This is a genomic window from Kroppenstedtia sanguinis (assembly GCF_050433445.1).
Taxonomy (GTDB): domain Bacteria; phylum Bacillota; class Bacilli; order Thermoactinomycetales; family DSM-45169; genus Kroppenstedtia; species Kroppenstedtia sanguinis.
Genome location: NZ_JBNPXF010000001.1, coordinates 323571 through 344155, shown reverse-complemented (window position 1 = coordinate 344155; position 20585 = coordinate 323571). Strand labels below are relative to the sequence as shown.

The following is a 20585-nucleotide window of genomic DNA, read 5'->3' as shown; positions in this document are numbered from 1 at the left end:
ATTGGACCTCTCCTTTCAACTCACATCAGAAAAAAACCGGCAACAGCGATGACCACCCCTAGAATCACTCCCAGAAAGACCGCCTGCTTCCGGGTTTTCATCCGTAATCGAGTGCCCAGGAGCAGGAAGTACAACAACAACACCAGAATGATCACCAGCCAGTTCGCTGTCATCATGATCAGAGAAACCGCAATCAAACTGGCCAGTGACATGGTCATGCTAGGCTCCCATTCCGGCTTGTCACTCCGGATCAAAACCCCTTTCAAAGAAAGAGTGAGGAAAAAATCAAACACGATCAAGGCCGCCAACCCAATGTTGAGAGGGTGGGAAGCTCGCTCCAAGGAATGGAGAGAGAAGATATCCAAGTAGGGATAGAAGATGCTGAGCCCGACCACCACCGCCATTCCCGCAGACAGAAGCACGGCTCCCGCCGCTACATCCTTCGCCACCTTGGCCAGGGGATGGAAATCTCGGGTTACCAGATCGATTACCGCTTCGACAGCTGTGTTAAACAATTCGGCGACGATCACCAGCAGGATGCAAACAAAGAGAAGCAGCACCTCCACTTTGGTGAGGGGAAGCCACAAACTGAACAACAGCACACCGAGAGCCACCAGAAAATGAATCCGCATGTTTTGCTGGGTGATGAGGGTGTATTTGAGACCTTCCAGGGCGTAGCGGAAACTGGCCAACAATGAGGACTTCCGCATCTTAAATCACCCCTGCCTTGTCAATCCGACGCGGGACAGGATGGCCTCCTGTCGGGAAAACATCTCCTCTTCTTCTTCATCTGTGCCGTGATCATATCCGAGCAGGTGCAAAAAACCGTGTACCGCCAGGAAGCCCAGTTCCCGTTCCAATGAGTGACCATACTCTTCAGCTTGTTCTTTCGCCTGGGGAAGCGAGATGACAATATCTCCGAGAGGAAGGGGTTCCCCTTCCGGGGATTCCCAAGCTTCCCCCGGTTCCCACTGGGGAAAAGAAAGTACATCCGTCGGCCGATCCACCTGTCGGAACTCCCGGTTCAGACGGTGTATCTCCTCATGATCCACAATCGTCACCGCCACCTCGGCAGGCGGCGTCTGTTCCATTTCAGCCGCCTGCATGAGACAACGCTCCACCCAAGGCAACCATCGCACTTCGGTGAGATGGGGGCGAACCACGAATTCTACACGCAAATTCATGCCGGCTTCACCCCTTTTCCTTGATCCTCCGGATACTCAATTCGGGAGTGAAAAATCCCCTGCAGGGTTTCACAGATGGAACGAGCAATCAGATCCAATTCCTTAAATGTCAGATCACATTCATCAAATTGGCCGTCTTCCAGCCGATCTTGGATAATCTTTCGCACCATGTTCTCCACCCGTTCCGGACTGGGCCGGGCCAGCGAGCGAACCGCCGCTTCCACACAATCGGCGATGCCTACAATGGCCGCCTCCTTAAACTGAGCCTTGGGACCGGGATACCGGTAGTCCGCCTCCAACACTTGAGCTCCATCACTCTGTTCCCGTGCCTTGTGATAGAAATATTTGATCAGGGTAGTCCCGTGGTGTTGGGCGGCAATATCACAGATCGGCGTGGGAATATTATGCTCCCGGAGCATCTCACAGCCATCCTTGGCATGAGAGATGATGATGCTCTTACTCAGGTTGGGAGATATTTTATCATGGGGATTCTCCGCCATCTGGTTTTCGATGAAAAACTGGGGTCGTTTAGTCTTCCCCACATCATGATAATAAGCACCCACCCGACAGAGCAGACCATTGGCCCCGACCGCTTCCGCAGCGGCTTCCGCCAGATTGCCCACAATCACCGAGTGATGATAAGTCCCCGGCGTCTCAATCAGCAATTTACGCAATAACGGATGGTTGGGATTGGACAACTCCAACAGCCGTAAGGGAGATAGCATATCAAAAACCGTTTCAAAGTGTTGTAAAAATCCAATCGTCAACACCGCGGAAAAAATTCCGCTGGCCGCTCCAAATCCGAGGGACTGAAGCAGAATCCATCCATCTCCATCCACCGGAACCAGGGCATACAATGCTGTGATGGTAAGAACACTGGCTCCTGATGAAAAAAGCCCGGCGCGAAAGATGGAAAGACGTCCCCGAACTCCGGATAAAGCAAAGGCGCCGACTGCACCGCTCACAAAAGAGACCAAACCGTAGCGGAAGTCAAACAGAACATGGCTGCCTTCGTTAAAATACATCCCCGAGAACACCCCGAACAGGATGGCACACCACAAGGCCAACTTTAAATCCATCAGGAGGGCGATCAGCATCGTCCCCAGGGCCGCCGGGGCCATATAACCTACCGTACTCCATTCCAGATTCTGCCCCAAGCTGATCATCTTCATCCCCAGCATGGTCAGCAGAAACACCGATAAAAGCATCGTGGTCTTCACATTGTCACGATATACATCTGGACGGAACCAGCGGACGAAAAAAGCGAGTAATCCCAGGATCACCGCGATCAGCAGAGCCAAGCCGAGATAGGGGACCGGATCGGTATACCTTCCCAAAAAACCGAGCTCCTCCAATTTCCGATACTGATCCTTCGTCACCACATCGCCAGCGGCGACAATGACGTCTCCTTTTCGGATCGGAATCGGCTCCACACTCTCTCGAGCTACATCCTTCAGTTTTTCGGTCCGATTTTTATCATAAATTTCATTGGGGATGATCATCTGTCGGGTCAATTCGCGCACGACGTAACGGGCCGGACTGCCCAAAGAGGAGGTGACCAAACCTCGATCCACCCGGTCCCTCTCTTTTTCCAGTTCATTTTTGCGAACCCCGTCGGCCAGGACCTCCTGCACCATTTCCCGGCTGAGGATTCTCATCTCCGTCCATTCGCCGTCTTTGACTTGGACCAACCTTTGATAAAATTCCTCGGACAAACCGTAAGGAAGCACGTCTTTGAGGTTGGCGATTTTCTCCTTGTCACTCTTGCCCTTCTCGGAGAGTTGCTTTTGTACCTCATTGAAAATCGTTTCCAACCTTTTGACTTGCCGATCCGCCAACTGTTCATCGACTCGGTATTGTTTTCCCACGGATTGAGCCGCTTTTTCCCGCACTTTCTCAGTCGCTTCCTGATCCACCTTCGTCACCGGGGAGACGATGGACTCCTTGGCCACCTTCCCGGGGGAAATATCATTATACTGTTGTGGGAGAACCTGTCCCATCAACAGAAGGTAGCAAAAGGCACCTAAGCCTAAATACAGCAAAAGCCGGATTCGCCGACTCGTCTTCCAACGCTCCGACAGACGGAAGCGTTTTAGAAGAGTAAATCCGGACTTTGGCTTTTTCTCTTCGTTCGCCATAGGATCGACTCCTCATCGTCGAATGATCATTCTGTTTCGGCGTAGGCATCGATCACCTTCTGAACCAGTGTATGACGGACCACATCCGATTGGGTCAAACGGACAAACTGAATTTCTTCCACTGGCTTCAGAACCCGCTCCGCTTCCCTCAGTCCGGATTGCTTCCCCTTGGGAAGGTCCACCTGGGTCACATCGCCGGTCACCACCATTTTGGATCCAAAACCCAACCGGGTGAGGAACATCTTCATCTGCTCATGGGTGCTGTTTTGAGCTTCATCTAGGATGACAAAGGAATCCTCCAAGGTTCTCCCCCGCATGTACGCCAGCGGAGCCACCTCAATCAGGCCCCGTTCCATCAGTTTGCCCACCTGCTCCACCCCGAGCATGGTATAGAGACTGTCATACAACGGACGCAGGTATGGATCTACCTTTTCCTGAAGATCGCCGGGCAGAAATCCCAGATTTTCCCCGGCTTCTACAGCGGGGCGGGTCAAAACAATCCGCTTGACCTGATTGGATTTCAAAGCGGTAACCGCCAACACCACCGCCAAAAAGGTTTTTCCGGTACCGGCGGGGCCAATGCCAAACACGATATCCGACTTTTGAATCGCGGTGATGTAGTGACGTTGGCCCAAGGTTTTGACCCGGACCGGCTTTCCTTTGTAAGTCACTCCGATCTGTTCGTCATAGAGTTCCAAAAGTTCATCAGCCAGTCCATCACGGGCCAAGCGCTCTGCGTAGATCAGGTCCCGCTCCGTCAATTTGATCCCGCGGCGCACCAATGTTAATAGCACGCGAAACAGGTGGCCCAACACTTCCAGCTCCTCAGGGGAGCCGGAGATCGCCACCTCTTCCCCGCGGGAAATGATCTTGGCCGGAGTCTGGTCCTGAATCATCCGCAAAAATCCATCCTGCGGCCCGAACAGTTCTAGTGCTTCATTCGCATCCTGCAACCGGATTTTGATGGTTTTCTCCTGTTGTTGCAAATGGCTTCAATCCCCTTGCAATATCGGTTGTGAAACAGCAATGTTCTCCACTACATCATAGTGTATCGTTATAATCACTTTACCATCAACCACGCGGGGGTGCAAAATTTTTTCCCCTAAAATCCGCCCATCCTCTCCCATTTTTGTTATGAGATCCTCTCGTGCTCGTTCTTTTCCAAGTGCGACCGCCTGTTTGACGCCCAGTTTTTTCCGAACCCATTTCATCTCCAAGCGCTCTTCTTCCACCCACCCGAAGGGAAGACGCCAATTGCGGATTTGAAGAGCATGAGTGGTCTGGATGGTTTCATAACTTTGGAATGATTCCGGGAACAAAAAGGGGATGCGGATCATTCGGGAGCCAACGTATGGATACCAGGCCTTCTCTCGGTTTCCAGTATACACTTTTCGTTTTTGCTGCAAGGGAACCGTCACTGTGGAGTCATACCAGACTTCTCCCATCACTTTTCCTTTGGCTCCCACCAGTTTGCCCGAATCAGGTTCCTCCGGATTTCCGTACCAACCGGAGACCAGTAGTTGCCCCTTTTTCACCGATTCATTCACTTCCACTACTGGTCGGCCCCGTTCCACATTCATATCGTAAATCATAGCGTTCCGTCGGGCTACGAGCTGGATCGGTCCTCGTTCCCCCTTTCCTTCCTCCTCATCCACCCGTTTTTTTTCCACGACGGTGACCACCACCCGGGTCCCTTCCATTCGGAATCCCACCCAGGATACTTGAGGCAGTCGGGATTGCAAACGGTATTGCATTTCCTCATGGGAAGGCACCCGGCTTTTCAACTGTCCGATGAATACCCCTTCTTCTTGTAGGATTGCAATGATTTCTTTGGAGGGTACTGTCTCGTTTCCTTCCACTTCCACAGACCAGATTATTGAAGTCAAAGAAAAAATCAGCAGGATGAACAGAAGAAATCCCCACAAGAAAAATTGTCTTCTGCGCAGGCGCATCCACCAAAAAGGAGGCCCTTTTTTTTCAAGTATCCGTGATTTGGTTCCGGTTCTCTTTAAAATGGGTTTCAACTGAAAGTAATCCCCTACAGGGAGGGTTAACCGGATGCAATCTTGGGAAACCCAAGTAATCTGGCTGATCTGAATTCCTTGGTTCAGCGCATTATTGATGAAGTTTGTAAGAGCCGGACCTGTCAACTCCACACGCAGGCTTCCCTGGATTTTTTGCGGCCATTGAATTTTTCGTTGCAAAGGTCCACTCCCCTTCAGCCCAGATACTTCACCTCTGAGATTTCCCCCTCTACCCATACTTCGTCTGAGTAAATCGCATGGATGACCAACTTTTTGCCGCGGATGGCCAACAATCCCTTCTGAGTTCGCATCCGCAGCTCCTCCTCACTGAAATGTTCCACGCCTTGATGGTTTTCCACGTGAACTCGATAGGGCCCGACCCAGGTCACCCGCGGCAGATTCCCCGCCACATCCCGGGGTAAATCCAGCCAATCTGCAGCCACTCTCTTCATCTTGCTGCCCAGTTTCCCCATGGCACATGCCCTCCATCTTCTAAAATAGCCATATGCCCGCCGAATCAAGAATATGAGACAAGTCCGAAAAAAATGGAGTCGATGAAGTTTATGAGAGATCCGCACTTGTCGTGTACGTCCTCATAAAAAAACGATGCGGCTTTCAACCGCATCATCAAGGATCACTCTGGATGATTCCTTTTTCCGATTATTCGCCTGATTGTTGCTGTTGGGCTTGACTGACCAATCGTTTCGTGATCTCTCCTCCCACAGAACCATTGGCCCGAGCTGAGGTCGATTCCCCCAGCTGAACACCAAATTCCGAGGCGATCTCTTCTTTGTACTGTTGCAACACGGCAGCCGAGCCAGGTACCAACAGTCGGTTGCTACTACGGGTGCGCCCCATTCATGCTCACCTCCTTATAAGTCCTAGTCTGTTTGGAATGGAGGAAAGCATGAGGCATACTTGTTTCCAAGGAAAGTGGAACCAAGAAGGACTGCTCGGCAGGATGTGGTTTTATCACAGGTGGGCGTGTGGATCAGCCCTATTTCAAGTGACGAGATCCTGTGCTACCACGATTCGATGCCATCCAACAAAGGAGCGTTGACTATCCTCTCCGCATCTGACCATCAGGCAAGGGGAAAAACTGACGGTAGCCACACCTGCTGAATGGGGTTCTTCTATTGTTTGATTCCCTTCGACGAACTCGTCAGTATTATACTTATTTTGGTTAATCAACACGCCTGGTTTGACGGCTGTTTCGACCATCAAGTAAAGCGCCGACATCCATTCTAGACTGTTTTGCTAGTAGCAAACAAGTTCGGGAAATCAAGCACTAATGGTGTAGAGCCTTTAAATTATCGACAGGCGTCCTGTAGTCATATTCAGCAAAGTTATTATCTTTTTGATTATGAAGATGAGGTGCTTGCCGATATCGGCAAAGCATTCGGCATCAGTAAAAAATACAGATCGCTGGGATATTAGGGGAGATCAAAATAGTCTAACTATAACCTACAACTTTTTTTACAAACAAAAACAGCCGTGGACCCCTGCCATCATGCAGGTTCACGGCTGTCATTGTTTCACACTGCATCCTAACTTGCACCCATACCACCATCGACACGATATTGACCGCCGGTGATAAACTTGCTTTCATCGGAAGCCAAGAATAACACGAGGTTAGTAATATCCTCCGTTTCACCATACCGATTTAATGGAATGGAAGCCGTCTGTTCCTCCTTGGCAGCTTCAGCATTTTCCGGATTAAAGCCTTTTTCAAGGGAGCGCATCATTCTTGTGTTTACTGGAGCCGGGTGAATAGAATTGACTCGAACATTAGTTGAGGCCGCCTCGAGAGCAGCAACTTTTGTAAGCCCCACAACGCCGTGTTTGGATGTGACGTAAGGTGCAACACCCGGGGATCCAGCGAGGCCGGCCACAGAAGAAGTGTTGATAATGCTTCCGTTTTTGTTATTCATCATGACAGGTAAAACATGTTTTAACCCTAGGAACACGCCTCGAACATTTACGTTAAGGACCTGGTCAAAGTCCTCCACCTTTTGTTCCGTGATGGGAGCTACTTTACCTTCAATCCCTGCGTTATTGAAGAACACATCGATCGTACCGAATTGATCCAACGTCTTTTGTACATAGTTTTTTACATCTGATTCGTTGGAAACGTCGGCTTTGATTGCCACTACCTCACCAAAGGATTCAAGTTCCGATTTTGCTTCGTTAAGAGCCTCCTCGTTCACATCAACGAGTGAAACCTTTGCCCCTTCTTTTAAAAATCGCTTGGCCGTTTCCTTCCCAATGCCACCACTTCCACCGGTAATCACAGCTACTTTTCCATCTAATTGTCCCATAATAAACCTCCCAATTGGCAACTTCGTCTCCATTTCAGGAACCCATAGCTTCTCTGATTCTTGCGCCACACTGCCTTACCCTTTAGTTTAGGCATGCCTTCCTTAGTAAGACTAGCCTTTTGTATCTATTTCTATTCTCCCTCTTTATCGTAAGGTCTGTCAAACATTTTAAAAATTCATAATATAATCATTATTTTTCGGCAAACAGCTTCGGTAAAGTTTTATTTTAAAGTTATTCATAAGAATAGGTAAGGGTTTGACATTATCGCCCCCTTTTCCCCCTCGTTCACACCGTACATGAGACTTTCACCTCATACGGCGTTCCAACTAATCCAATTCGGTTTAATCATCGACACTTTATGTGTCTCAATTCTTCCGTTTCAATAAGTCGGTGCCACCCATGGGTGGTGATTCGCTTTTAGTCTTACGAGAACCTTATTAACCGATAAAGAATTGCCTTACATCAGCGCTGTCGATTAGCCAAATATTTGAAGCAGAATACCCTACTTTTCGATCTTCTGCAATCCCTCTATAGCTGTGATGAATGGGCCGAGTTGGCCCGGGTTAATGAATACCAGGATGCCGCACGTAAATTTTCCTCCTATGACTTGTGGGTCGCGGCTGCCATCGGACAATGGACAGGATTCCGGTATAGCTAAAAACAACTTCCAATCTGCACCGGACTTCCTTCAGTGGATCATTCCACCTTGGCGAAGAAAGCGAGAGAAGTACCTTTTGAGATGATGCAAGAGGTCCTCCGTACCCTCATTCAGCGACCCTTTCGATTCCGTTTCCCATTGAAGCCCTCGATTCTACTACGATCACGGTCAGAAAGGGGCGACTCCCTTGGGCTTATTTTCGAAGAGATTAAGTGGGGGTGAAGTTACACGTCCGGCTCAATACAGCGGATCCATCCCTGTTACAAGCAGAGGCTTCCACGGCCCGGATACACGATTCTCTGCGGCCCAAGCCCTGTTGCAAGAGCCCCACCACGTGGTGGTTCAAGATCGAAGATACATTCATGGCAAACGGTTAGAAAAGAGGGATGACCAGCGGGTCTTCTTTGTTGTGCGTTTACGCAAAAATATGAAAATCACTCACGTACAACCCTTGACTCACCCCAACGTCCCCTGTATTTCAGGACATCGCGGCCACTCTTCAAGGGATCTCCCGTCCGTCTCGGATCGTTTCCTTTCACAATGATCAAGGAAAGGCCATCCACATCGTGACGAATCTGATCTGTGTAGATCCGAGGTGATTGCCGATCTGTACCATTCCCGCTGGCAAGTGGAGGTTTTTCCTTGTTGGCTTAAGCAACACCTGAATGTCTCGACTCTGTTTTGGACGACGGAGAATGCGGTTTATGACCAACTGTTTGGTTCCTGTATTGCCTATGTTTTGCTTCATATGTTTTATAACTGGAAGAAACCCCGTCGCTTCCAATCTGTTTCCATGCTGGATTTCATGCGTGATCTATGGAACTTTCAACTTCACCCGGAATGGGTGCTTTCCTTGTTCGATTTGTTACGAGCATCCCATCATCTTTATGGCTAATCGACAGGCTTGTTATGATGCCTTCGTACCTCTTATTTATTTCCTCCTCCTTGTATTTTCTCGCGCTGTTACAGCGATTTTGATCTAAATCCGGAACAACCATATTTCTGATAATTGGTAATCGAGTGCCTCCTCGGGAGGTTGTGAAAAAATCAGGCGTGTTGATGAGCCATATTTTAGGTTGGAAATCAGGTCGGGATGGTGGGACGGTGAAGAGCCTTTGCGTTCTTTGCAAGAGATCGTAGCCGTCCCACCATCCCTGTCCCCACAAGCGATATTTTACGATGAGGCAATGGGAGAGCGAAAGGATCATTTCGTTCCCATCATCCATTTTGTGGTTAATCAACAGCACTGTGAAAAAATACCCTTTTTTGCTCAAAAGCAGTTCATTCCAGACTCAGGCGGGTTTATTGTTGTAATGCCCTCTAACCCTTTTCCCGGCGCAACTGTTCTTCAATCAGGCCTACTTTCCGGTTGATCTCTTTCATCAACCGGAGGTGTTCAGCCATCATCTGTTTGACCGCTTCCGGAAGCATTTGTGTCTGGGCAGGCATCGGTGTCTGCATACTCCGCTGAAAATGTTGTTGAAAATAGGGATACAATCCTCTCCCCCCTCTCCAAATTGTACGGGATCAGTCTATGCAAAAAACACCTGCCGTGAGAGGGAGCATTCATAAAAAGCACAAAAAAGCCCTTTCCTTCGGGAAAGGGCTCGATCAAGTTATCTGCCGAGAGGACCTCGTCTGTTTCCCCCACGGCGGAACCGCGGGCCATCCAAAACTTCTTTCATGATGATCGCCTGCTTCATACTTCTCTGATTGATATCAGAGATGAGCGGGTGGGATGGGACGGTTTTCTTTTTGACGGGTATCGGTGGATCCGATTCTATCCGGATCGTGGGAGTGCCACTCTTCTCCTCTGGAATGAGTCGCTCCTTGGCTTCGATGATAGAAGGTCCCTTTTCCATCTGTTGCTTCCGCTTCCGAGGTTCATCTGGAGAGGTCGGAGACTCAGGTGAGCGACGGGCCTCCTCGCCTTTGTCGCCTCCTCGCCGAAACAGACGTGACAGCCCAGCCAAGACCAAGTAGATCAACAGGACGGTCACAATTCCATTGGAAAACAGGATCTCCAAAAGCTCCATCAGAACACCTCCTCCCGGTGATCACCCCAATGGCGACCGATCAATTCTCTTCCTCGTCCCCTTTGGAAATGGACTTGCGCATATCTGTGTCAGCTGCGATGTTCTGTAGATTGTAATAGTCCATCACACCCAGTTTTCCGCTTCGGAGCGCTTCAGCCATTGCCATCGGCACTTCTGCCTCCGCTTCCACCACTTTGGCACGCATCTCTTCGACCCGGGCGCTCATCTCTTGCTCTTCAGCCACGGCCATCGCCCGCCGTTCTTCAGCTTTTGCCTGAGCGATTTTCTTGTCGGCTTCCGCTTGGTCGGTTTGCAGTGTAGCCCCGATGTTTTTACCCACATCCACATCGGCGATATCGATGGACAAAATCTCGAAGGCGGTACCGGCATCCAATCCCTTCTCCAATACAGTGTTGGAGATCAAATCGGGGTTTTCCAGCACCTCTTTGTGACTGTTGGCGGAACCGTTGGTAGTGACGATCCCCTCACCCACCCGGGCGATGATCGTCTCTTCACCAGCACCCCCGACGAGACGATCGATATTAGCCCGCACGGTCACTCGGGCGATTACTTTTACTTCGATTCCGTCTTTAGCGACGGCGGACACCACCGGAGTCTCAATCACTTTCGGGTTGACGCTCATCTGAACGGCTTCCAGCACATCCCGGCCAGCCAGATCGATGGCAGCAGCCCGTTCAAACATCAGGTCGATATCCGCCCGTTGGGCAGCGATCAGAGCGTCGACGACGCGGTCCACATTCCCACCGGCTAGGTAGTGAGTTTCCAGCATCTCAATGGTGACATCCAGCCCAGCCTTACGCGCCTTGATTAGCGGGTTGACAATCCGAGAAGGGACAATACGCCGCAGACGCATCCCAATCAGGGTGGTGAGTCCCACATAAACCCCTGACGCCATCGCGGAAATCCACAACATCACCGGTACAAAGGTGAACAGGATCGAAAGAGCAACAATGGCGATCACTGCAATAAACAAGATCCCTATTAACTCCATGAACATCCTCCTTAGAACTGATTATCGGGACTCGGGCTCCGTCCCCTTTTCTGACTCAGAAAGCACCCGCACCACCACGCGATGTCCCTCAACATCCACCACTTTCACCGGCGTGTGTGGCGGGATGAATCCTCCTTCACTCACTACGTCTACCCGTGATCCTTCGATGGCTGCGGTTCCCGAGGGACGAAGGGGGCTGAGCGCTTTTCCTTGTTTGCCCATCAACTCCCGGTATCCCGGTTGGGTCACATATCCTGTAGCATTCTCCTGGACCGAGTGGAGGACGAGTCGTTTCAAGCCTCCCCTGAGACCAAAATGACGGATCGCGATGATCACCCCCACCACCGTCAACAGCAAGACAATCACGAGAGTCGCCAAACCGAATACCAGATCGGCGGCAGCGGTCACGACCGCCACGGCTAGGGACACTAAGCCAAGGATACCAAAGATACCGAACCCAGGAACAAAAATTTCAATCAATAAGAGAATGAGACCCGCAGCAAACAGGACAAAGTTTTCTACTCCGGCCAGTCCAGCTAGATAGTGACCGAAGAAATAGAGGCCAAAGGCGCTGAGCCCGATCAAGCCGGGCAGGCCAAATCCAGGGGTAAAAATTTCAATGGCCAGACCGGCCAAGCCTATCAAGAACAAGACCGGAATCACATAGGGGCTTGTAACGAATCTCGCCAATTTTTCACTCCAGGTCTGATCCACCCGAACAACATCCGATGAAGAAGCATCAACAAAACGGAGTACCTCCGCATCTCCCTTCACCATCTGATCCGCCATCTTCCATTGAACAGCCTGGTTGGCGGAGAGGCTGACCAGTTCCCCTTTTTTCTTCAACCCTTTGATCTCCAGATTCCGATCCACCATGCCGGCGGCAATCTCAGGATCCCTGCCCTGGGCTTCCGCCGCTGCACGCATATTGGAAGCCCAGAAGGACACCGCTTTGGGATCTGCCTTCTCTCCCGTGAGGGTCCGAGGCTCCGCCGCTCCCATCGCACTTCCCGGGGTCATCAAGATCTGATCCGCATTCAAGGCGATGTAAGAACCAGCGGAAATCGCCTCCCCTTTGATGTATACCGTTACCGGGATGTCGGATGAACGGAGTAGCTTTCCAATCTCCAAAGCAGCTTCCACATCCCCCCCGAGGGTATCCATCTCGAGAATGATCGCCTCTGCCCCCGCCTCATCTGCCTCCTGGAACCCTCGCTCGAGGAACCGGGCCAGCCCCTGTTCCACTTCTTGATCCAAGGGAATCCAATACACCGCCTGGCTATGACTCGGATCTGAATCGGCTTCTACTACTGGGATCACCGTAGTGAGGGTGATAAAACAGAGCAAAAGGAGCAACCCCGCCCGACTCATCTGTTCCATCCTTTCCCCCCCATCCATATCTACGGTTTAGTCAGGTAAAAGTTTCACATTTTTATTTTAACCCTGAACATGGAAAAAACACAGCGTGAAAACCGCTGTGTTTTACTGCAGTCCTTCCTGAACCAGCCGGTTGACCCACTTGCCATCGGCACGTCCCTTCACCTGGGGCATGACTGCTTTCATCACTTTTCCCATGTCGGCTTTGGAGACAGCACCGGTGGAGGCGATCGCTTCTTGAACGATCTTCTTCAGTTCTGCTTCTGTCAGCTGCTCAGGCATGTATTTTTCCAAAACCGCGATCTCATCCCTTGCTTTTTGGGCAAGATCTTCCCGTCCCGCCTGTTCAAACTCCTGAAGGGAGTCCTTCTGCTGTTTCAACTCTTTGGTCACGACGTCCAGGACTTCCTCTTCAGTCAGAGGATGCTTCAGCTCGATCTCCCGGTTCTTGATGGATGATCGAACCATCCGAATGATAGTCAGGGCGGTCTTGTCTTTGTTTTTCATCGCAGTTTTCATATCTTGATTCAACTGCTCCATCAGGTTCACCAGACCTGCACCTCACTGAATTATTTCCGTTTCCGGGCAGCGTCAGACTTCTTTTTCCGTTTGACGCTGGGCTTTTCATAGAACTTGCGCTTCTTCAGTTCCCGCATCGTCCCGTCTTTAGCGATGGACTTCTTGAAGCGGCGCAACGCTTTGTCCAGCGATTCGTTTTTACGAACGTGAACTTCCGCCATGGTTATCCCTCCCTCCGCGGGTGTAATGATTCACCCGTGGGATGAACCGCCGGGATTTAGCGTACCCATAAGCTGGATGCAAGCGAAGGCTTCCCATGCAAGGGACAACGCGCACCCTGAACTCCCCTTGCGGCGCAATAATAAAACAAACTCAAGGGCTATTATACTATACAGCCAAATTCAGTGTCAAAAAACCTTTTAACCGGGAGGCCAGCCTAGAGCTCTTCCCCCCAGCAGATGAAAATGAATATGATAAACCGTCTGACCCCCGTCTTCTCCACAGTTATTCACAATCCGGAACCCTTTGTCGGCCAAACCCAGCTCATCGGCAAGCTGGTTGACCACAGAGAAGATCCGCCCCAGAAGAGGCCCCTCCTCTTCCCCGATCTCTCGCACGGAGGAGATATGCTTTTTTGGGATGACCAATAGGTGGATCGGAGCCTGGGCGTGAAGGTCGCGAAAGGCTAACACATCCCCATCTTCGTACACTTTTTCCGCCGGGAGGCTTCCCTCCACAATTTTGCAGAAAACACACTCTGACATGGTATCACCTTCCTTCGGCTGTCCGTATTATACCAAAAAATCAGGCTTTGGAGAAACCGATAGAAGAATGAACAGGGACACCCACCTGGACATATACTGAGTTGCCGAGGATTCGAAAAACTTTTGAGGGAGGAGACTTGATGACTGGAAACCGCAGAGAGCAACTTCGACAGATGATTCGGGAAATCGTCCAAGAGGAATTGGCCCGGATCGGAGCCACTCCACCGGATGAAAAGAAAAAAAAGGCAAAAGCGCCCCAAAAACCAGCCCGTCCCAAAGATCCCCAACCTGTGCCTGGGAAGCGGGAAACCACGCCCCCTCCGCCCTGGGCTCTGTTTGGTTCTCCCCAGCCTGCCCCGGACGGGAAGAAAAAAACACCCGATTCCCATTCCCACCCTCAGCAGTTTCACCCTTTGGAACCCACTCCCCACCCGCCTCCTTTCATCTCCGGAAACTGGATGCCAGATTAAACATCCACGTTTGAACCCCTCTCCCACCGGGACAGGGGTTCAAACGTGTCTGATAAACCCACTTGATGAGGGGTCGGTATGACCGTCTTCGATCTCTTGTAAAATACGCATAGCGGGGCCGGGAACAAAGTGATCTGGGCGAGACTTGTGCGCGCCCTGTGGATGCAAAATGTCTTCACCAGATCACACAGGCCTCTCCTTCTCTTCATATCGGTATTGAACTGAAATCCCTTGCGCTTTTGGTAGATCCCCTCACTCCATTTTCACCTCGGGGTCATGCCTGTCCCCCCTCCGCCATATACATGGGAACAGGCGGAGGAGGCGGAGGGATGAAAGAGATCGTAATTCCATTTGCAACGGGACTGGCTATCTTTTTATTTGGCATGCAATTGATCCGGATCGGGCTGGAGGAACTGGCAGCCCATCGGATGAAGCATTTCCTATTGCGATTTACCAAGACACCTCTTCGCGGGTTTGGGACCGGTTTGGTGGCGACACTCTTTTTACAGAGCAGCAGTGCAGTCACTGTCCTAACCATCGGCTTTGTCAACGCCGGTTTGATAACCTTTGCCCAAACCGTTGGAATCATCCTGGGGACCAATGTGGGCACCACAGTCACTACACAAATCCTGGCTCTGAAGGTGGAGGATTTCGCCCTCCCCCTGATTCTGACCGGAGCCGCCTTCTACGCACTTCCCTGGAAAAAAACCGCCGCCCTCGGTCTAGCCATCGGAGGTTTCGGCTGTATCTTCCTCGGCATGGAGGCCATGCAATGGATCGCTGAGCCTATCAAAAATCGGGGTTGGGTAGCTGCACTGATGGAGAGTGGAGTTCAACCCGTCTTCTCCGGTATCCTCTCTGGTATCCTACTCACTTCCGTCATTCAGAGTGGAAATGCCGTGATCGCCATCACCATGGGCTTCTTTGCCACAGGACTGGTCCCCTTGCCCTTTGCCATCGCCGTCGTATTGGGAAGCAATGTGGGCACATGCGTCACCGCTTTTCTCGCCTCCATCGGTACGGAACGGGCCGCGAAACAAGTAGCTGTGGCTCATTTATTGCTCAATGTCGGGGGACTACTCCTGTTCCTGCCTTGGGTGGGAAGGATCGCTGCAGCGGCCCACTGGCTCTCCGAGGATCCCGCCACTCAGATCGCTCACATCCAAACCCTGTACAATCTAATCTGCTCCCTGGCAGTGTTGCCTTTCGCCAGCTCTTTCGCCAGAGGAGTCTCCCGAATCCTCCCGGAGCGAGATCCTTCCTGGTCCCTCAGAGGACGTCATCCCCATCCGCTTTTAAAATGGCATCAGTAGCCCTCGCCACCTCTGCCACCACCTACAATGGCCACCCCGGAGCTGGCACCGAGCCGGCTGGCCCCGGCTTCCACCATTTTTTCTGCGGTTTCCCGGTCACGGATCCCACCAGAGGCCTTCACCTCCATCTCCGGACCAACGGCTTCCCGCATCACCCGAACGGCCTCCACCGTGGCGCCACCGGCACCAAATCCGGTCGAGGTTTTCACAAAATCGGCACCTGCTGCCTTCGCTCTACCACAAGCGATCCGAATCTCCTCTTCGGTGAGCAGACCCGTCTCCAGGATCACTTTGACTGTGTTCCCTGCCGCCGCTTCCACCACCGCGGCAATATCATTCCGAATTTGATCGAGATCCCCTGATTTGAGGGCTCCGATATTGATCACCATATCCACTTCCCCGGCTCCGTCTTCGATCGCCCTCCGAGTTTCAAAAGCCTTTACTTCAGCTGGAGTGGCTCCCAGGGGGAAACCGATCACGGTGCAAACCTTTACCCCCGAACCTTTCAGCTTTTCTGCCGCCCGTCTCACCCAATAGGGATGGATGCAGACAGAGGCAAAACCGTGGGTGGCGGCTTCTTCACAAAGCTGATCGATTTGCTCCGCCGTCGCCTCCGGTTTCAATAGGGTATGGTCGATCATAGATGCCAGTTCTTTTCCGTTCACTTCGAATCCCCCTCCACTGGGTGCACTTGAATTCCAAGGCAGGCAAAGGCTTTGCGGACCACGCTCAGGTTATTCTCATATCCCTTGGTCTGTTGTTTCTCCCAGGCTTGTTGCGGACTCAGCCACGCAACGTCGGTGATTTCCGATAACTGGGGAACCGTCTTTCCTGCCCTGGCTTGGACTAAAAAATAGTGAACTTCTTTTTCCACCTCTCCGTAATCCGGATGGAAGTAACGATAAAAGATGGTTTCCAGGGGTTGTTCGATCTCCCCCTCCACACCTGTCTCCTCCAGAATTTCCCGCAAGGCAGTCTGCTCGTTGGTCTCTCCGGACTCCCTTTTTCCTTTGGGTAAAGACCAAGTAGAATAACGATCTTTTATCATCAGGATGAAGATTTCTCCCCCCTCCTGCTTATAAACGACACCACCTGCAGAGATCTCCTTCAAAAGTGATTCCCCCTTTCTCCTTTTCCTGAAGCTCATGAATCATATCAGCATCCGGGGCAGGATGAACCAGACTGCTCCCTGGTAAACCAATCCACGGCAAAATCGACCGCATCCCGCATCCTAAACAATCGGCTTTCCGCCAGTCCAACCCGGCCTACCCGAACAGGATGGGTCTGCTCAAAGGCTGCTCCGATCTTGGAAAATGAGTCCGTTTGGTGGTCCAGATCCCGATAAACCTTCCAAATCCGCCTTCCCTCTTCCATCACCGGAGCCCCTTCTTCTATTACTTTTCCTCCCGGCACCCGATATTCTGCCAAATGAAAGGATGTATTGCTCTCATAGCCCACTCCCAGCAGAAGAACATGGGCATAACGATCATACAACTTGGCCAAGGGGGAATCTTCTCCCAAACCGAAGGCCAAACCGTGACCCTCCACCATTTTCCTCGCATCATTCCCCCAGGCGGCAAGGGAGAGCTTCGGATGATCGCTACGAAAAACTCCTGGGAAAGTACGAAAGGTATCCGCGACCTTACCCATCCAGAAAGCAGGAGTGACGTGAGGATCATAGGCTGGCAAATGCTCCCGGAACACCGGCCACCACTCTTCAGGCACCGGCGGGTTTTCCCAGAAAGAAGGCTCCGACAGTTGAGGGGATTGGGTTGGCATCACCAGTGTCCCCGTGGAAGTGAGTACGTCCATCAGCGCCTGAATGACGGCTTCCGCCCCTCCCACCACATATCCGAGGGAGGAAAGGGAGGCATGGACGATCACCCTCTCCCCTTCTCCCAATCCCAATTCTTTCAGATCCGCGGCCAGACTTTCCCGCGTCAACGGCACGGAAGTTCGGCCGATTACTTCTCTTTCCCCCATTTCTTCACTTCCTCACTATATCCATCTCATCCTTTTTTCATATCGTGGACCACTGCTTCCACGGCACACTGAGGGGAGCAGCATTCTCCTTCCTGATTCTCCTCATCGAGAAAGATCCCCTCGATCCCCAGTTCCCGTCGGGCGGAATCATCCGGGTTGAAGTGATGCCCACAAACGACACATAACTTGAGGTTCGGGGTTTTTTCCAGCCGTCTTAACAAATCCTGTACTTGGGGTGGCTCCAGTTTGAATTCGTCCACAGCTTCATGCAAAAAATGTTGAGCTGTCTCAAAAAAACGGACATCCTCCTGCGCGTAGTTCTGCTCGTTCCAAAATGCCCACCTTCCATCTGCTAAGTGCGTCAGATGATATCCGTCTCCCAGAGGACAAGAAGATTCTTTTAACGCCTGGTATGTACGGAAACTGAGTTCACTAGCCAAGTGTTCCAAAAGTTCCCCATCCACTTCAGCCAACACATCATTCCAATCAAATTTGTCCAACGCGGACTCCCAATCTTCAGATGCCATCTCGCCGCCTCCTCTCGGGGATCATCTCTTCATCCCCAGTCTCTTTATCAGTATAGATCAAAATTTTGAATGTAACAGCTTTTCTCCCGCAAAAAAACCGCCCTGGAGAAGGGCGGTCAGGTGTCCAATGCACATGGAATGGAAAAACCCCCTCAGCCAGCTTTATAAGGTCGGGGAACTTCATCCATGGTCCGGACAAAGGTACCTTGGCTATACTCGGAACCGGGTTGATCCAAGCGGACGCGACACACCTGTCCCACCAGCTCTTCATTGCCGGGGAAGGCGATCTGCAGATAGTTGTCGGAATACCCCGCCAACCACCCACTGTCTGGGTCGTCTTTCAAGGGGCCTTCCGGGATCACTTCCAGTACCTCACCTGCATACTTCGAGGCGTAAGTCAAAGCGAGGTGATCCGAGAGCGCGATCAATCGTGCGACCCGATCCTGCTTCACCTCTGCCGGTACTTGATCCGTCATCCGTGCTGCCGGAGTTCCGGTCCGGGTTGAGTAAGGAAAAACATGCAACTCGGAGAAACCCAGCTCTTCAATCAGACGATATCCGTTTTCAAACTGCTCCTCGGTCTCTCCAGGAAAGCCGACAATCACGTCGCTAGTGATGGCCACCCCTGGCATCGCCCGATGAACATGCTCAATCTTGCGACGGTACTCCTCCACTGTATAACGGCGGCGCATCCGTTTCAGTACCACATCATCCCCTGCCTGCAAGGGGATATGCAGATGACGGCACATCTTATCCGATTTGTTGAGCACATCGATCACTCGGTCATCGATCTGACTGGCTTCGATGGAGCTGATTCGGATCCGTTTCAGCCCCTCTACTTGGTCCAGGTCCCAAAGCAAATCCGCCAACTTATAGTCTTCAAAGTCGTCCCCATAGCCTCCAGTGTGAATTCCAGTGAGAACGATCTCTTTATAACCTGCTTCCACCAGTTGCCGGGCTTGCCGGAGCACACTTTCCGGCTTGCGGCTTCGCAGGAGGCCACGAGCCCAGGGAATGATGCAGAAGGTGCAGAAGTTATTGCAGCCTTCCTGGATTTTGAGTGAGGCCCGGGTCCGCTCCGAAAAGGAGGGGACTTCCATTTCCTCGAATTCCCGGGTTTTCATGATGTTCCTTACTGCATTGACCGGTTGCCGTGTCTGTCGGTGCTCCTCGATATATTGAAGGAGTCGGTCCCGTCCCTGGGTCCCCACCACCACATCTACTCCGGGAATCTCCATAATATCAGCAGAAGACGTCTGGGCATAACAGCCGGTCACTGCCACCACAGCCTCTGGATTCTTCCGGACGGCTCGCCGAATCATTTGACGGCTCTTGCGATCTCCCGTATTGGTCACTGTACAGGTATTGATCACATATACATCGGCCTTCTGTTCAAAATCGACCTTTTCATATCCTTGATGCTGAAACAGCTTCCACATGGCCTCTGTCTCATATGCGTTTACTTTACAGCCCAGCGTATGGAATGCCACCGTACTCACAGTGGCTCACCTCCCATCTCACCGTAAGAATAATGAATGCAAGATAACAATGCTAAAGGTGCCGTCTCCGCTCGCAGGATTCTGGGACCCAAGTGAATGGAGACCGCACCGGCGGCGACTGCCTCATTTTTCTCTGTTTCCGTAAACCCGCCTTCAGGCCCGATCACCACTAGCATGGCATCCCCTGCTGCCGTCTCCTGCAACACTTCTCCCAGGGGACGTCCTCCTTTTTCATAGGCGAAGAGAACCCGATCATAGGCATGAAAACGCTCCAGCAAGGACCGCCAATCCATCACGGTTTCCACGCGGGGGATTTGACCCCGTTGGGACTGTTCCGCCGCTTCCTTGGCGATCCGTTGCCAGCGCTCCTTCTTCTTGCTCGCTTTTTTCCCGTCCAATTTCACTACAGTCCGGGCGGAGGTGAAAGGGAGAAAAGAAGCAGCCCCCAATTCGGTCCCTTTCTGCAATACCCACTCCCATTTGTCCCCTTTGGTGAGAGAGGCGGCAACGTCCACCCGGATCCGGGGCTCTCCACGGGAGGGCAAAGTCTCCAGTATGCGACACTGTGCTTCCCCTTCACTTACAGACTCCAGTTCAGCTAGATAGTCAGTTCCCTTGCTGTCACAACAGAGCAACCGATCTCCCGCCCGCATGCGCATCACATTTTTAATATGGTGAACATCATCGCCGCGGACCGTCAGCCAGTCCGGGCCGATCTGAGTTGAATCAACAAAATATCTTTGCATCCCGTCCGCTCCCAAT

The 20585-nt window shown here is 51.7% G+C and carries 25 protein-coding genes; 3 read left to right on the top strand and 22 right to left on the bottom strand.

Annotated features, from left to right (window positions below):
* Nucleotides 1-20 precede the first annotated feature (20 nt).
* From JOD24_RS01580 to JOD24_RS01545, 8 genes are all read right to left on the bottom strand, one after another.
* Complete coding sequence (locus JOD24_RS01580) at nt 21-710, bottom strand: diacylglycerol kinase family protein (protein ID WP_380162573.1); 690 nt, start codon at nt 708-710, stop codon at nt 21-23.
* Between the two features lie 6 nt (nt 711-716).
* A complete protein-coding gene (gene ybeY, locus JOD24_RS01575; RefSeq protein WP_429246185.1) occupies nt 717-1184 on the bottom strand; it encodes an rRNA maturation RNase YbeY in 468 nt (155 codons plus the stop codon).
* Nucleotides 1181-3322: an HD family phosphohydrolase gene (locus tag JOD24_RS01570; RefSeq protein ID WP_429246184.1), complete on the bottom strand. Its 2142-nt coding sequence runs from the start codon at nt 3320-3322 to the stop codon at nt 1181-1183. The genes ybeY and JOD24_RS01570 overlap by 4 nt, the downstream gene beginning before the upstream one ends.
* A 26-nt stretch (nt 3323-3348) precedes the next feature.
* Nucleotides 3349-4308: a PhoH family protein gene (locus tag JOD24_RS01565; RefSeq protein ID WP_380162570.1), complete on the bottom strand. Its 960-nt coding sequence runs from the start codon at nt 4306-4308 to the stop codon at nt 3349-3351.
* 6 nt (nt 4309-4314) lie between these two features.
* Entirely contained in the window at nt 4315-5526 is a 1212-nt protein-coding gene (yqfD, locus tag JOD24_RS01560) for a sporulation protein YqfD (RefSeq protein ID WP_380162569.1), read from the bottom strand.
* A gap of 14 nt (nt 5527-5540) precedes the next feature.
* Nucleotides 5541-5819, bottom strand: a complete 279-nt coding sequence (gene yqfC / locus JOD24_RS01555; protein WP_380162568.1) for a sporulation protein YqfC — start codon at nt 5817-5819, stop codon at nt 5541-5543.
* A gap of 187 nt (nt 5820-6006) precedes the next feature.
* Nucleotides 6007-6204: an alpha/beta-type small acid-soluble spore protein gene (locus JOD24_RS01550; RefSeq protein WP_380162567.1), complete on the bottom strand. Its 198-nt coding sequence runs from the start codon at nt 6202-6204 to the stop codon at nt 6007-6009.
* 689 nt (nt 6205-6893) lie between these two features.
* Nucleotides 6894-7664 carry an SDR family NAD(P)-dependent oxidoreductase gene (locus JOD24_RS01545; protein WP_380162566.1) on the bottom strand — a complete coding sequence of 257 codons (771 nt, stop codon included), beginning with the start codon at nt 7662-7664 and terminating at the stop codon, nt 6894-6896.
* A gap of 1239 nt (nt 7665-8903) precedes the next feature.
* On the opposite strand from JOD24_RS01545, the gene JOD24_RS01540 reads away from it, so the two are divergent.
* Complete coding sequence (locus JOD24_RS01540; protein WP_380162642.1) at nt 8904-9218, top strand: transposase; 315 nt, start codon at nt 8904-8906, stop codon at nt 9216-9218.
* Here the strand turns inward: JOD24_RS01540 and JOD24_RS01535 are convergent.
* From JOD24_RS01535 to JOD24_RS01500, 8 genes are all read right to left on the bottom strand, one after another.
* Nucleotides 9127-9597, bottom strand: coding sequence for a hypothetical protein (locus JOD24_RS01535; protein ID WP_429246183.1), 471 nt, complete (start codon nt 9595-9597; stop codon nt 9127-9129). The two genes, JOD24_RS01540 and JOD24_RS01535, sit on opposite strands and share 92 nt — an antisense overlap.
* 46 nt (nt 9598-9643) lie before the next feature.
* Nucleotides 9644-9820: a hypothetical protein gene (locus JOD24_RS01530; protein ID WP_380162564.1), complete on the bottom strand. Its 177-nt coding sequence runs from the start codon at nt 9818-9820 to the stop codon at nt 9644-9646.
* Between the two features lie 119 nt (nt 9821-9939).
* The gene (locus tag JOD24_RS01525; protein ID WP_380162563.1) at nt 9940-10359 is read right to left on the bottom strand and encodes a hypothetical protein; all 420 of its coding nucleotides are present in this window, start codon (nt 10357-10359) and stop codon (nt 9940-9942) included.
* Between the two features lie 40 nt (nt 10360-10399).
* Nucleotides 10400-11377, bottom strand: a complete 978-nt coding sequence (floA, locus tag JOD24_RS01520; RefSeq protein ID WP_380162562.1) for a flotillin-like protein FloA — start codon at nt 11375-11377, stop codon at nt 10400-10402.
* Between the two features lie 15 nt (nt 11378-11392).
* Nucleotides 11393-12751, bottom strand: a complete 1359-nt coding sequence (locus JOD24_RS01515; protein ID WP_380162561.1) for an NfeD family protein — start codon at nt 12749-12751, stop codon at nt 11393-11395.
* Nucleotides 12752-12853: 102 nt separating this feature from the next.
* Nucleotides 12854-13297 carry a GatB/YqeY domain-containing protein gene (locus JOD24_RS01510; RefSeq protein WP_380162560.1) on the bottom strand — a complete coding sequence of 148 codons (444 nt, stop codon included), beginning with the start codon at nt 13295-13297 and terminating at the stop codon, nt 12854-12856.
* 20 nt (nt 13298-13317) lie between these two features.
* Nucleotides 13318-13488, bottom strand: coding sequence for a 30S ribosomal protein S21 (gene rpsU, locus JOD24_RS01505; protein ID WP_040387298.1), 171 nt, complete (start codon nt 13486-13488; stop codon nt 13318-13320).
* A gap of 198 nt (nt 13489-13686) precedes the next feature.
* The gene (locus JOD24_RS01500) at nt 13687-14031 is read right to left on the bottom strand and encodes a histidine triad nucleotide-binding protein (RefSeq protein ID WP_380162559.1); all 345 of its coding nucleotides are present in this window, start codon (nt 14029-14031) and stop codon (nt 13687-13689) included.
* 140 nt (nt 14032-14171) lie between these two features.
* On the opposite strand from JOD24_RS01500, the gene JOD24_RS01495 reads away from it, so the two are divergent.
* A complete protein-coding gene (locus JOD24_RS01495) occupies nt 14172-14501 on the top strand; it encodes a hypothetical protein (RefSeq protein ID WP_380162558.1) in 330 nt (109 codons plus the stop codon).
* A 329-nt stretch (nt 14502-14830) separates the two neighbouring features.
* Entirely contained in the window at nt 14831-15814 is a 984-nt protein-coding gene (locus JOD24_RS01490) for a Na/Pi cotransporter family protein (protein WP_380162557.1), read from the top strand.
* Here the strand turns inward: JOD24_RS01490 and deoC are convergent.
* From deoC to JOD24_RS01460, 6 genes are all read right to left on the bottom strand, one after another.
* Nucleotides 15808-16455 (bottom strand): deoxyribose-phosphate aldolase, encoded by a 648-nt coding sequence (gene deoC / locus JOD24_RS01485; protein ID WP_380162640.1) that lies wholly within the window; start codon nt 16453-16455, stop codon nt 15808-15810. The two genes, JOD24_RS01490 and deoC, sit on opposite strands and share 7 nt — an antisense overlap.
* Before the next feature lie 20 nt (nt 16456-16475).
* The gene (locus JOD24_RS01480; RefSeq protein ID WP_380162556.1) at nt 16476-16925 is read right to left on the bottom strand and encodes an NUDIX hydrolase; all 450 of its coding nucleotides are present in this window, start codon (nt 16923-16925) and stop codon (nt 16476-16478) included.
* Nucleotides 16926-16969: 44 nt separating this feature from the next.
* On the bottom strand, nt 16970-17797 hold the full coding sequence (locus JOD24_RS01475; protein ID WP_380162555.1) for an AAC(3) family N-acetyltransferase: 828 nt from the start codon (nt 17795-17797) through the stop codon (nt 16970-16972).
* 26 nt (nt 17798-17823) lie between these two features.
* Complete coding sequence (locus tag JOD24_RS01470; protein ID WP_380162554.1) at nt 17824-18324, bottom strand: hypothetical protein; 501 nt, start codon at nt 18322-18324, stop codon at nt 17824-17826.
* Between the two features lie 152 nt (nt 18325-18476).
* Nucleotides 18477-19823, bottom strand: a complete 1347-nt coding sequence (gene mtaB / locus JOD24_RS01465; protein WP_380162553.1) for a tRNA (N(6)-L-threonylcarbamoyladenosine(37)-C(2))-methylthiotransferase MtaB — start codon at nt 19821-19823, stop codon at nt 18477-18479.
* Nucleotides 19820-20569, bottom strand: a complete 750-nt coding sequence (locus JOD24_RS01460) for a 16S rRNA (uracil(1498)-N(3))-methyltransferase (RefSeq protein ID WP_380162552.1) — start codon at nt 20567-20569, stop codon at nt 19820-19822. Before JOD24_RS01460 ends, mtaB begins: the two co-directional genes overlap by 4 nt.
* Between the last annotated feature and the right edge of the window lie 16 nt (nt 20570-20585).